10 protein-coding genes are annotated in these 12183 nt (G+C 71.8%); 4 read left to right on the top strand and 6 right to left on the bottom strand.

Translation table 11 applies throughout. The features are described 5' to 3' along the window. Positions 1 to 16 precede the first annotated feature (16 nt). Together ACIBEC_RS31230 and ACIBEC_RS31225 are read right to left on the bottom strand one after the other, a co-directional pair. Entirely contained in the window at positions 17 to 145 is a 129-nt protein-coding gene (locus ACIBEC_RS31230; protein WP_360502814.1) for a hypothetical protein, read from the bottom strand. 421 nt (positions 146 to 566) lie between these two features. Continuing rightward, positions 567 to 3431, bottom strand: a complete 2865-nt coding sequence (locus tag ACIBEC_RS31225; RefSeq protein ID WP_360502817.1) for an ABC transporter permease — start codon at positions 3429 to 3431, stop codon at positions 567 to 569. 719 nt (positions 3432 to 4150) lie between these two features. Here ACIBEC_RS31225 and ACIBEC_RS31220 point away from each other — a divergent pair. The 3 genes from ACIBEC_RS31220 (at position 4151) to ACIBEC_RS31210 (ending at position 7547) form a co-directional block, all read left to right on the top strand. Continuing rightward, a complete protein-coding gene (locus ACIBEC_RS31220) occupies positions 4151 to 4807 on the top strand; it encodes a hypothetical protein (RefSeq protein ID WP_360502820.1) in 657 nt (218 codons plus the stop codon). Between the two features lie 174 nt (positions 4808 to 4981). Further along, a complete protein-coding gene (locus tag ACIBEC_RS31215) occupies positions 4982 to 6481 on the top strand; it encodes an arylsulfatase (RefSeq protein WP_360502823.1) in 1500 nt (499 codons plus the stop codon). Between the two features lie 58 nt (positions 6482 to 6539). Next, positions 6540 to 7547, top strand: a complete 1008-nt coding sequence (locus ACIBEC_RS31210) for a formylglycine-generating enzyme family protein (RefSeq protein WP_360502826.1) — start codon at positions 6540 to 6542, stop codon at positions 7545 to 7547. Between the two features lie 241 nt (positions 7548 to 7788). Here the strand turns inward: ACIBEC_RS31210 and ACIBEC_RS31205 are convergent, their stop codons facing one another. The 4 genes from ACIBEC_RS31205 to ACIBEC_RS31190 form a co-directional block, all read right to left on the bottom strand. Beyond that, on the bottom strand, positions 7789 to 8052 hold the full coding sequence (locus ACIBEC_RS31205; RefSeq protein ID WP_360502829.1) for a hypothetical protein: 264 nt from the start codon (positions 8050 to 8052) through the stop codon (positions 7789 to 7791). A 439-nt stretch (positions 8053 to 8491) separates the two neighbouring features. Further along, positions 8492 to 8869, bottom strand: a complete 378-nt coding sequence (locus tag ACIBEC_RS31200) for a hypothetical protein (RefSeq protein WP_360502832.1) — start codon at positions 8867 to 8869, stop codon at positions 8492 to 8494. Positions 8870 to 8998: 129 nt separating this feature from the next. Continuing rightward, positions 8999 to 9217: a hypothetical protein gene (locus ACIBEC_RS31195; RefSeq protein ID WP_360502835.1), complete on the bottom strand. Its 219-nt coding sequence runs from the start codon at positions 9215 to 9217 to the stop codon at positions 8999 to 9001. Between the two features lie 562 nt (positions 9218 to 9779). Beyond that, on the bottom strand, positions 9780 to 10523 hold the full coding sequence (locus tag ACIBEC_RS31190; protein WP_360502838.1) for a DUF4232 domain-containing protein: 744 nt from the start codon (positions 10521 to 10523) through the stop codon (positions 9780 to 9782). Positions 10524 to 10733: 210 nt separating this feature from the next. On the opposite strand from ACIBEC_RS31190, the gene ACIBEC_RS31185 reads away from it, so the two are divergent. Then, a complete protein-coding gene (locus ACIBEC_RS31185) occupies positions 10734 to 12092 on the top strand; it encodes a helix-turn-helix domain-containing protein (RefSeq protein ID WP_360502849.1) in 1359 nt (452 codons plus the stop codon). The last annotated feature ends 91 nt before the right edge of the window (positions 12093 to 12183 follow it).

Genomic DNA, 12183 nt, shown 5'->3' with positions numbered 1-12183 from the left:
CGCCCTGGAGCGGCGTTCAGCACTGCCAGAGGAACGCGGCCTCGCCGCAGGGCTGGCAGCTGAAGAGGTAACCGCGGCCCCCGCCGCCGAAGTTCGCGGAGGTGGCGAAGTCGCAACCCTCCTCCAGCTCGGCCGTGAACGTCATGCGGGTGGCGCACGAGTGGCGTGCCGGTGAGCCAGGCGTCGAGCCGGATGAGGTCGATCGCGGTGGCGGCGAGCACGGCGCGCCGCCCGGCCTCCGGGAGGGCGCCGGGGGCAGCGCCCTCGTCCGGCGGGCGGGCGGCGACAGCTGAGGGTGTGTCAGCTGTCCGCGATGTCGTCCGGGCGGACCTCGATGTGGTCGGCCGCGAGGTCGACCGCCACCCGGTGCTCCATGCCCAGCGCCTCCAGGATCGGAACCGGCAGCTGCACGCCCGGTGCGGTCCGGCATCACGTACTCGCGCTCGTTCACGACGGTCACGACGATCTCGACGGCCTGGCTGGTTCGGCTGGTCCCGGTTGTCGGCCGACAGTCTGCCGGCTCGGGGAGGTCCGCACGGTCACGGCCCGTGCCGCCGGTCGCGCTGTCACGACTGCTCCCCCGCGCGCAGTTCGGTGGCGATCTGGCGCCGGCCGGCGACCAGCGTCTCCGCCACCACCCCGAGGCAGACCAGCAGCGCCAGGCCCACCGTGGGCAGCAGCACCGGCAGCAGCGTGGGGGTGACGGCCTCCCCGACCTTGGCGCCGACCAGCGTGGAGATGTCGAAGGCGGGCCCGAGCAGGCCGACCGCCGCCGCGGCGACCAGGCCGCCGCCGACCGCCGCCGCCAGGGTCTGTGGCAGCGCCTCGGCGATGATCAGCGCCAGCCCCTGCCGGGGTCGCAGGCCCATGGTCCGCAGCCGGGCGAGGACGGCGGTGCGGTCGGGCGCGGCCCGCAGCAGCGTCAGCAGGACGGCGAGCAGGGCGAATCCGGCTCCGGCGGCGGCCGCGTACCAGAACAGCCGTCCGGCGGCGTGCTGCAGCGGGTCGTCGCCGAGCGCGGCGGCGGTCTCCCGGCTGCTGTGCACCGTGTATCCCGCGGGCAGGCCGTGGGTGTCCTTGCCGGTGGCCGTGGCACTGTCGGCGATCAGCTTGGCCATACCGACCGGCCGGTCCCCGCTGTTGTCCCGCAGGGCCGTCCTGACCCGGTCGGGGTCGACGTCGCCGACGGCGAACCACTTGTTCACCCGCTTGGTGTCCGGCAGTCGTTCCCAGGTGGGGCCGGCCGGGACGACGACGAACGGCTTTCCCGGGTCCGGCAGCGCGGGGGTGGCGTCGACGATCCCGGCGACGGTGGTGCGCAGGCTGTTGCCGTTGGGCGTGCGCACCTCGGCCGGGCCGGCGGCCAGGCGCTTGGCCAGGTCCCGGCTGAACAGCGCGGGCACCGGGGTCTCCCGGCGGCCGGACGTGCCGGGTGTGCCAGGCGTGCCGGCCAGCTTCGCCGGGTCGAACTCGCCGGCCCCGAGGGTGCGGGCGATCTCGGCGTAGGCCGTCGGCTCGACCACCACCAGGTAGGCCTCGGTGTAGTCCTGGTCGGCGCCGAAGAAGCGGGCCCTGGGTTCGACCCAGGCCCCGGTCGAGGCCCGGACGCCCGGCAGGGCGGCGGCGGCCTTGGTGAACGACTCGGTCAGGGTGGCGTAGTCCGGGATGACGACGGAGACGTCGCCGCCGGTCGCGATGCGCGCGGCGCGGGCCCGGACGTGGTCGACGGTGTCGAGCACGGTGGCGCCGAAGCCGGTCGTGGTGACGGCGATCAGCAGGGCCAGCAGCGGGAGCACGGAGGGCCGGCGCCGGCCCGAGGCGTCCCGGGCTGCCCGGGCCAGGCCGAGGAAGCCGATCAGGCCGCGGCCGCGGCCGACGAGGGCGGCCAGCCGGCCGACCAGCACCGGCTCGATCCGGGCCAGCAGCAGCCCGCCGGTGACGGCGAGCAGCAGCGGCGCGGCGACCAGCAGCGGGTCCACCCCGGCCCCGGGGTGGCCGACGCCACGGCGCCGGACCTCCGCCACGGCCGCGACGGTGACGGCCAGGACGGTGAGTTCGCCGACCAGTCGGCGTCGGCCGCCGTACGGCCGCCGACGGGACCACAGCAGGGCCGCCCGGGTCGGGAAGGCCAGCAGCGCGGTCAGGGTCGCGACCAGGGCCGCCAGCACCGAGCGGTCCCACCGGACGGTGGGCAGCAGCACCAGGGCGAGGGCCGTGCCGAGCGCGGCGGCGGGCAGGACGGTGACGGCGCCCTCGGCGATCAGCCGCCCCAGCACCCCGGTGCGGGAGCCGCCGCGGGCCTGGAGCAGCCGGATCTCGGCGGTGCGCCGGTCGGTGGTGAGGGCGGCGGCGAGGAACAGCACCACGGTGGCGACGCCCGCGACGCCGGCCGGGCCGATCGCGCTGAGCGGCAGCGAGGCCCGGTAGCGCTCGTCCGCCCGGGTGAGCACGTCGGGCAGGCCCGAGGCGGTGTGCAGGTCGGCGCGCCTGGTCGCGTCGGCCAGGGCGGTGGCGTCGCGCCCGGTCAGGAAGGAGCTGATGACGCTGCGGGTGTGGTCGAGCCGGTCGGCGTGCAGCGAGGCGGGGTCGACGGGCAGCCGCCAGAAGTTCTCGGCGTTCGAACCCCAGCGGGTCAGAGCGGGCAGGCTGCCGCCGTCGACGAACCCGTTGGTCATCCAGTGCTCTTGTCTGGGGTCGGTCCTCAGGCAGGCGCGGGCCGGGCAGCCGAGGTCGTCCCAGAACGGGTCCTGGGGGTCGTTGACCTGGTAGAGGCCGACCACCACGGTGGTCCGCTTGGTGCCGGAGCCCTCGACGCCGTTGTCGATGACGTCACCGAGCTTGATGTGGATGGTCTCGGCGGCCTGCTTGCTGATCACGATCGGCAGCGGACCGCCGACGGTGCCGGGGGTCGGCCAGGTGCCGTCGGTGAGGGTGGCCCGTGCGGCCAGGTCGGGCACGTAAAGCAGGCCGAGGACCGGGTCGGTCCGCTTTTCCGCGATCCGGACGTACTCCGGATTGCCCATGCCGCGGTCGGCCAGGGCGCGGGCACCGTGGGCCTGGCCCGGCTGGGCCAGCGTCAGCTGCCGGCCGACCATCTCGGTGAGCTGCCGCTGCACCCGGTCGAGTTCGGCGCCGTTGTCGTCGTCCTGAGTCTTGGAGGTGGTCTGCAGACTGGTCTGGTTGAGGCCCTTCTGGCTGACGAAGTCCTGGAGCGCCGTGTCCGCGCCCCGGTCCGTGACGCGGGGGAAGGCCGCCGCCAGGAAGACGGTGACGAACGCGAGGGCCGCCATGAGCAGCGCGGCCATCGGGTTCGCGCGAAGCCTGGTGCGGACCCAGCGCGCGGGGCGGTGGGCGGGCCGGCGGGCAGGCTGGTGGGCGTTCTGGTGGGCGGTGTCGGGGGTGGGCACGGGGGTGCCGGCCTGGGTGGTCACTTCTCCTCCACGTGGCGCAGCCGGCCGGCCACGTCTCGACGGCGGCGTCCGACGAGGAACGCCGGCAGCAGCGGGGCGGCCGCGGTCGCGGCCGCGAACAACAGGGACACCACACGGCCACACCGGCGCGGTGATCATCGGCCTTCGGTCGCCGGATAGCGGACGATGCTGTCAGATTCGATCGGCGAACGGAAGGGACTTGCGCGAATCAAGTAAGCAATGAGCAAATTTCTTGCATTGGCAGCTTCCCCGCCCGGGAATAAGCCCCCTGAAATGCCATGCACGCTTCACAACTTCGCCTTCATCGCACCCCTTTGACCTGGGAACTTTCCTTTCACGCATATTCCTGCCCGGGATACTGAACCCGCGAAGCCGCCGCATCCGTTGCCCCGGACAGAACCGGGCCGTCACCACCCCCAGGGGGCCGCCGCATGACGGCGGCGGTGTCGGTCATCTCGCCGCAACGGAGCACGCGGTTGCGGACGTCCGCCAGGTCGAGGGTGACGACGTCGATGCGGGGCGCACGGCGACCCGCCCCTTGGGAGACGGGGGATCAGCGGGGGCTGACTCCTGGATCCGCACGGCGCGCCGTGCGCACAGTTGCTCCCCGGGGGTGACCATCGACCTGCCGTTCGGCTCTCGGGAGCCGGACGGCAACACAATGAGCCATGAGCTCCCGCCTCGATGATCCCGGCGAACCGTCCCGCGCGGGTCGGTCGATGGAGCCGGCAGAGCCGCGCGGCGAGCACTGGTGGCCGGTGGCGTCGGCCGTCCTGGTCGCCGCGCTGCTCCATGTCGCGCTCCCGCGCAGCTATCGCGAGAGCCCGTCGTGGGTGCTGCCGGTGGTCATGGTGGTGCTGATGGCTGTCCTGATCGGAGCCGACCCCGGCCGGATCGATCGGCAGACACGGTGGCTACGGGTGGTGACCGACCTGGTGATCGCGTTCATCACGCTGGCGAACCTCTTCGCTGCCGCGTCCCTGGTGGCGGACATCCTGACCAACAGCAAGCTCTACGCCACCAACGCGACGGGCCTGCTGGCGACGGGCGGGGTCGTCTGGGTGACCAACGTGATCGCGTTCGCGCTGTGGTACTGGGATCTGGACCGGGGCGGCGCCGCCACGCGGGCGCACCACCCCTTCGCGGACCCCGCGTTCGTCTTCCCCGAGATGCAGCTCCGGCAGGGCACCTCCCCCGCGTGGGTGCCGGTCTTCGTGGACTACCTGGCGCTGGCCTTCTGGACCTCCAGTTCCTTCGGTCCGGCCGACACGTCGCCGATCAAGTCGTGGGCCAAGCTGCTGATGATCACTCAAAGTGCCGTCTCGCTCGTGGTGGCGGCCCTGGTGATCGCTCGGGCGATCAACATCCTCCAATAGACCACTCCACCCGGACGGGACCGGCGTGCACCGCCGGTCGGCCGACCGTCCGTCCGGCCGACCGGCGGTGCGGGGGTTCACCGGTTTGCAGCACTGCGCACGGCAGGCGCCCCGGCCGACTCCTAGCGTGGGAGCGAGGCAGGACCGGCGGGGCCGAGGAGAGGGACGCGGACGATGGCGGGCAAGCCGAACATTGTGGTGCTCTGGGGCGACGACATCGGGATCACGAACCTGAGCTGCTACAGCGACGGCCTGATGGGCTACCGCACGCCGAACATCGACCGGATCGCCGCCGAGGGTATGCGGTTCACCGACTACTACGCGGAGCAGTCCTGTACGGCGGGGCGTTCGGCGTTCATCACCGGCCAGAGCCCGTTCCGCACCGGCCTGTCGAAGGTGGGGCTGCCGGGGGCGGAGCTGGGCATGCAGCCGCAGGACCCGACCATCGCCCGGGTCCTGAAGGAGCAGGGCTACGCCACCGGCCAGTTCGGCAAGAACCACCTGGGCGACCGGGACGAGCACCTGCCGACCCTGCACGGCTTCGACGAGTTCTTCGGCAACCTCTACCACCTCAACGCCGAGGAGGAGCCGGAGGAGCGCGACTACCCCTCCGAGGAGGAGTACCCGGACTTCCGCAGGAACTACGGGCCGCGTGGGGTGCTGCACACCTGGGCCGACGGCCACGGCGGGCAGCGGATCGAGAACACCGGGCCGCTGACCCGGGACCGGATGAAGACCTGCGACGAGGAGTTCGCCGCCGCAGCCGGGGACTTCATCCGCCGTCAGGCCGGCGATGACGTGCCGTTCTTCCTCTGGTTCAACACCACGCACATGCACTTCCGCACGCACGTCAAGGACGAGTCCCTGGGCCAGTCCGGGCGCTGGCAGTCCGAGTACCACGACGCGATGATCGACCACGACAAGCTGATCGGCCTGCTGCTGGACCTGCTGGACGAGCTGGGCATCGCCGACAACACCATCGTGGTCTACGGCACGGACAACGGCCCGCACGCCAACACCTGGCCGGACGCGGCCACGACCCCTTTCCGCAGCGAGAAGAACTCCAACTGGGAGGGCGCCTTCCGCACTCCGGCGCTGGTGCGCTGGCCCGGCCACATCCCGGCCGGGGTGGTGTCCAACGAGATCGTCGCCGGCCTGGACTGGCTGCCCACCTTCGCCGCCGCGGCCGGTGAGCCGAAGATCGCCGACAAGCTCAAGGCCGGCACCACGCTGGACGGCCACTCCTACAAGGTCCACCTCGACGGCCACAACCTGCTGCCCTACCTGACCGGTCAGAGTGAGCAGGGCCCGCGCAGGGAGTTCTTCTACTTCTCCGATGACGTGGACCTGATGGCGCTGCGCTACGACAACTGGAAGCTGATCTTCATGGAGCAGCGCTCACCCGGAACCATGGCGCTGTGGGCTGAGCCGTTCACCCTGCTGCGCGTGCCCAAGCTGTTCAATCTGCGCACCGACCCGTGCGAGAAGGCCGACGTCACCGCGAACACCTACTACGACTGGTTCCTCGCCCGCGCGTTCCTGCTCGTGCCGGCCCAGCGGATCGTCGCGGACTTCCTGGCCACCTTCAAGGAGTTCCCGCCCCGGCAGAAGGCCGCGAGCTTCACCATTGACCAGGTCCTGGCCAATCTGGTCGCCGGAATGCCGAGTGCGTGAGCCCAGCCCGGGTACGAAGGACTGCGGTGTTGTCGCGCCTGCCCCTGCCTCCCTGCCCTTGTCGCCCCCGCTGCCCCTGCTGCCCCTGCTGCCGCCGCTGCCCGGACCAGCGGCGGGCGGAGACCGACCGGTCAGCGCCCCGGAGGGCATGGTCGCCCTTCCCGCCGGACGCTTCGCCATGGGCTCGGACCGGCACTACCCCGAAGAGGCGCCCGCGCGCTCGGTCACTGTCGACGCCTTCGCGATCGACCGCCACCAGGTGACCAACGCGCAGTTCGCCGCGTTCGTCGCGGCCACCGGCTACGTCACGCTCGCGGAGCGCCCGCTGGACCCGGCGCACTACCCGGGCCTGCCCGCAGAACTGCTGAAGCCGGGCTCGATGGTGTTCCGCCCCACGCCCGGCCCGGTCGACCTGCGGGACCTGAGCCAGTGGTGGGCCTGGACCCCCGGGGCCAGCTGGCGCCGCCCGGAAGGTCCCGGCTCTGGCCTTCGGGGCCTCAAGCAGCATCCCGTCGTGCACGTCGCCCACCAGGACGCCGAGGCCTACGCTCGCTGGCGCGGGCACCGCCTGCCCTCCGAGGCCGAGTGGGAGTACGCGGCTCGCGGTGGTCTGGACGGAGCCGCCTACACGTGGGGCGACGAACAGCTTCCCAATGAGCGCCGCCTGGCGCACTGGTGGTCCGGGCACTTCCCCTGGCGCAGCACCCACCCCGGCGGCGCGATGGGCCCGGCACCGGTCGGCAGTTACCCCGCGAACGGCTACGGCCTGCACGACATGGCCGGCAACGTCTGGGAATGGACCTCGGACTGGTTCGCCCCCGCTCACGCTGTCACTGGCGGCCGCGGCGCCGTCCCCTCCTGCTGCGCGCCCGACAGCGCACGGCGTGACGCGGAAGCCGCCGGCGTCGACCCGCGCGCCCCCGGCCCGGCGGTCCCGCGAAAGGTCGTCAAGGGCGGGTCGTGGTTGTGCGCGGACGAGTACTGCCACCGTTACCGCCCCGCCGCCCGCCGCCCGCAACCGATCGACACCGGCATGAGCCACATCGGATTCCGCTGCGCAGCCTGACCACGCGCGGCATCCCCATCAAAGACCACTCGCTCGTCCTACAGGAGCACCGCCACCGCGCACCGCGGGCAACGGGAGTCGGACAGGTGCTCGCCTCGCGGTGGGCCTCGCGATCAGTGGGCCGAACTCAGAAGGCAGCCACAATCCGCTTGCGGCGTATGACTTGTCGCTGTTCAGGCACGGTGTTCTGGGTTGGGTGGCAGGGTTTGGCGTCGGGTAGCCGATTGTGCTGCCGGGGCGGTCAGTCCTGCATGCGCAGGTAGTCGTCCAACGGGACTTGGCCGATGCTCTCCGCGACGATCGGCCGAAGGGGCACGGCGGTCGCTCCGGCGACCGCTCCCAGCGATGCCAGGAGAGAACGCTCGACGCCCGACAGGTTACTCGTGCAGAGGTAGGCACCCGTGATGGCGCCGGTCAGGACGTCCTTGGGGTCGACCGAAGGAGATCCGGAGTTCTGCCAGAACTCGCCGCTCCCGGTGGAGTCCGCAGAATTGAAGAAAACCATTGGTACCGCCCGGTGGTACCTATCGGATCGGCGATGCCTCCCGACTGAAACCGGCGGCAATTCCACAGGAAGCGCGCACGGCGAAATTGACGAAGGCGCCCTACGTCAAACGTGCACCTGCAAGATCCGTTGACGAAACGGGTCGGAGGCTGCGGACCCGTAGCAATCGATCTGCTTTTGGCGTCTGACACAACCGTAGTCCTGCACCTTACCGCTCCGCCAGTGCTTGACGCCCCCGGAGAAACACTTCGGCCTCCTGGATTCCGGGCCTGATGACGGTCTGTAATTCTTGCCGTGACGGTCCTGGACACCAGCAATCGAGTGAGATGTCTGAAATCTCGACTGTTCCGCCCGGCAGCCTCGTTATTCACCTGCCCCGACGCACTACCCCAACGCACTGGGCCCTGCCGCACGCGCTCGTTGACCGGCGTCGACGAGGTCAATCGGCCGTGAGCCGGATCTGGTCCACGGACGGCAGGGAGGTCGGCATCTCATCGGTGACCCAGGCGTACTCCAGTGCTGACAAAGTCGTGCCGCCCTCGACCCACACCAGCAGTTCGCCGATGTATTCGCCGGAGCGGTCGTGAACGAAAGCGCCGACCGGCACGAGCGTGAACGCCGGTGCGGGATGCGGCTCCAGCCCCCGCACCCGCAGGTCGACGCTCACGGACCGGGCTCCCCAGGTGGCCACGACCTCGGTCCGGTCCAGTTGGCTGCGCAGCGCCGAGGCGCCGACGAAGTCGACTGTCAGGAGGTGGTCCAGCACGGCTCGCTCGGAGTCGTTCAGCGGACGAGGTTCGACGGGCACGACAGACATGTGCTCATCTTCGCAGTTCGCCGCCCGCCCCCTTCGCCGTACGTCGTGGTCCGTGACGGATGGATGCCGAGGGGCCGGTTCGTGAAATCTCCGCAGTTCAGAGACCTGTGGCGGCGCGGGCCGGAACCGTCAGCCCTGCCGCTCCGGGTCGGAGAAGGTGAGTCCGCCGACCGCGAGCGGGCGCCGGGCCGGGGCGGGTACGGGGACGGTCTCGCCGGGCGGCTGGCGGAAATCGGCGCCCTGCTCGACCGGCAGCGGCCGACGCCCGTCGGACCAGGCGGGAACGGGCGCGTCGATGGCGGGCTCGGAGAAGGCGGGCAGCGAAAGGGTGGGACGATCGGTAGTCATGATCCAAGTCTCGCAGCCCGGAGGGGCAGAGTGGGACAGTCTCGCCGTCGGGCTCAGGTCCTGGAGGCGAAACGGACGGGGTGACGGGGTGGTGGCCGAGCGCCTCCTGGATCCCGTACTGTCCCACAGTTCCGTGATGTCGAGCGGTGGCAGCTGTGACAGCGTGGTGCCGGCGGCGTTCATGGCGTCGGCCTAGCAGGAGCCCGTGTTGCTTGAGAGCGGGGTCAACTCGGGTGCGATGTCGGTATCCCAGAGATCCGGGAGCACCGGCCGAGACCGTTGTCCGCTGCGAAGAGTGGCAGGTTCAGGACCTTCGCCGCGAGCGTCAGGCATCAGGCATAAGCGACGGGTGACGGCGGCTTCCCGCGAGAGGCACGGGTCTCCGGAGGACTTCCGAGGACAAGAACCTGGAAGGCCGCGCCGGCGTAGACGGCCGGGAGCCGGGCGATTCTGCGGGGCGTGTGGCGCATGGTGGCGTGCCTGCTTTCCGGTCGGGTGCTGTCGGTTCGTGTCGGGTGCTCTCGGTTCGTGCTTGCTCCCGGTTCGTCGGGTGTTGCCGGAGTCACCAGGAGACGGCGTCGTCCAGCGACTGCTGCCAGTAGGTGACCTTCAGGGAGTCGTCCACGTAGACGCCGTTCGCGGGCAGCGACGGGTGGGCTCCCGCGCCGACGCTCTCGTTGCCTGAGCGCCCCTGGAAGTAGACGGCCAGGGACGGCGCCGTGTGGCCGTTCGAGCCGTCGATGCCGTCGGTGGAGGACAGGTTGACGGAGGCGTAGCCGGACTCGCCGGGCTTGAGCGTGACGACGGCCTGCGGCTTCGAGTCGGTGATGACCGGGGGCAGGGACTGGGCCTCACCGAACCGGACGGCCGGGTAGCCGTAGAGGTAGCAGATGCCGGAGCCGGTGTTGGTGACCGTGAGCAGCATGTGGTTCACGGGGCGGTTCAGCGAGGCGGCGGTGGTCTTGGTGTTGGAGCCCTCGCAGGTGTTCGGGTTGGCGGCCGCGGGGGCGGCGGGTGCTGCGGGGGTCTTCGGCGCGGGGGTGCCGGTGGCGGGCTTCGGGCCGGTGGGCTGGGGCGCGGCGGCCGGGGGCTTGCCGGTGGAGACGGCGGTGCCGGCGGACGGGGCGGCGGATGTCGCGGGGGCCGTCGGCGAGGCCGGCGTCGCGGCGGGCACGGTGGCCCTGAGCGACGGGCCGGTTGCCGTCGCGATGTCCCCGCTGTCGTTGCACGCGGTCATCGAGAAGGCGGCGAACGCGACGCTCGCGGCGGCGGTGATCAGACGGGTGCGGGAGGTACGGACGGACATGTGGTCGTGCCCCTTTCGGCAGTCGGTCGGGTGGTGGGTCGATCGGATGACCGAAGCTTGTGCGGTGATCCGTCCCACCCGCCACGCCTGACGCCCCGATGGGTAGGGTGGAACGGCGATTGTGGCTCTGACCAGCAGGGGTGGAACGGGCCTGGAACGCTGGAACGGGACGCGGGGGGAATGGAGGGGACGGGGCGGGTGGCGGAGGACATGGGGGCCGCGGCGACGGAGGAGTTCGCGCGGCTGCTGCGCGTACTCAAGACCCGCTCTGGCTTGAGCTACGGAACGCTGGCCAAGCGGCTGCACACGAGCACCTCGACGCTGCACCGCTACTGCAACGGCACGGCGCTGCCCAACGAGTACGTGTCGGCGGAGCGCTTCGCACGGGTGTGCCGGGCGACTCCGGACGAGCTCGTGGAACTGCACCGCAGTTGGATCCTGGCGGACGCGGCGCGCGGGCGCCGGACGGATCGGGCCCCGGAACCGGAACCGGGGCCGGGGCCGACTCCGACGCCGGCCCAGGTTCAGGCCCAGGCCCCGGTCGCGCAGCAGCCCCGGACTGAACCGACGGCCCCGGCCGCCCCGGTGGAACCCCCCTCCGCAGGGGGCACGGGCGGGGAGCCGGTCGTCGGGGTGGCGGAGCCCGCCCCGCCTCGGCGCCGCCGTGGCGCGCTGGTCGCCTCCGCCGCGGCCGTCGCCCTGGTGACCGCCGTCGTGGTGGTCGTGCGTCCCGCCGTCTGGGGCGGCGACGACGATACGGTCGGCCGGCCGGCGGCCGGTGCCACGACGGCGGGCCCGGGGGCCGTACCGGCACCATCCGTCTCCGGCCCCACCGCCTCCACCCCCTCCACCGCCTCCACCGCCTCCACCGCCTCCACCGCCTCCACCGCCTCCACCGCCTCCACCGCCTCCACCGCCGAGAATGCGCCCGCGAGCCCGACCGCCACTCCCACCCCGCCCGGCGACGCGCCCGCGCCGCTCACCGTCGGCGTCCGCCCGTACGTCTACGCCGATCCGTGCAGCCAGCACTTCCTCGTCAACAGCGCGCCCGCCCAGGTCGGGCCGCCCGCCCCCGAGCGCGACGCCCCGCGCTGGTCCGCCGCCTACGGCGCGGTCTCCTCCGGCGAGCAGGAGATCGCCCTCACCGTCCAGGGCACCGGAGCGGACACGGTTGTCCTGGAGGCACTGCACGTGCGGGTCACGGCCAAGGGCGCGCCGCTCGCCTGGAACGACTACTCGATGGGCGTCGGCTGCGGCGGCGAGGTCGACACCAAGTCCTTCGACATCGACCTCGACCGGGGCAGTCCCGTGATCACCGTCCAGGGCGGCCAACGCGAATTCCCGTACAAGGTCAGCAAGTCCGACCCCGAGGTCTTCTACGTCACCGCGCACACCAAGGCGCATGACGTCCGATGGGACCTCGCACTGGACTGGTCCAGCGGCAGCCGCCGCGGCACCATCCGCCTCGACAACGGGGGCACCCCCTTCCGCACCAGCGCCGACGTCAACCGCCCCGGCTACGACTACCCGCTGGGCGGCAGCGAGTGGATCAAGCGGACGGACGGCTAGGTGTACTGACCAGTGAGGTTGGGGACGCGGCTGGCGGGTGGCTTGCCTGCGAGCGCGGTGTGTCCGCGGTGGTGATTGTAGGTGTGCAGCC

The sequence above is a fragment of the Kitasatospora sp. NPDC051164 genome (genome assembly GCF_044455625.1).
Classification (GTDB): Bacteria; Actinomycetota; Actinomycetes; order Streptomycetales; family Streptomycetaceae; genus Kitasatospora.
Note: the sequence above shows the minus strand (reverse complement) of the source record. Positions and strands in the feature narration are given on the sequence as shown.

Bases quoted from the DNA above. Each gene is read 5' to 3' on its own strand.
- ACIBEC_RS31190 (WP_360502838.1), bottom strand. From the start codon at position 10,523: ATGTCCGTCCGTACCTCCCGCACCCGTCTGATCACCGCCGCCGCGAGC.
- ACIBEC_RS31185 (WP_360502849.1), top strand. From the start codon at position 10,734: ATGGGGGCCGCGGCGACGGAGGAGTTCGCGCGGCTGCTGCGCGTACTC.
- ACIBEC_RS31230 (WP_360502814.1), bottom strand. From the start codon at position 145: ATGACGTTCACGGCCGAGCTGGAGGAGGGTTGCGACTTCGCCACCTCC.
- ACIBEC_RS31195 (WP_360502835.1), bottom strand. From the start codon at position 9,217: ATGACTACCGATCGTCCCACCCTTTCGCTGCCCGCCTTCTCCGAGCCC.
- ACIBEC_RS31215 (WP_360502823.1), top strand. From the start codon at position 4,982: ATGGCGGGCAAGCCGAACATTGTGGTGCTCTGGGGCGACGACATCGGG.
- ACIBEC_RS31205 (WP_360502829.1), bottom strand. From the start codon at position 8,052: ATGGTTTTCTTCAATTCTGCGGACTCCACCGGGAGCGGCGAGTTCTGG.
- ACIBEC_RS31220 (WP_360502820.1), top strand. From the start codon at position 4,151: ATGGAGCCGGCAGAGCCGCGCGGCGAGCACTGGTGGCCGGTGGCGTCG.
- ACIBEC_RS31200 (WP_360502832.1), bottom strand. From the start codon at position 8,869: ATGTCTGTCGTGCCCGTCGAACCTCGTCCGCTGAACGACTCCGAGCGA.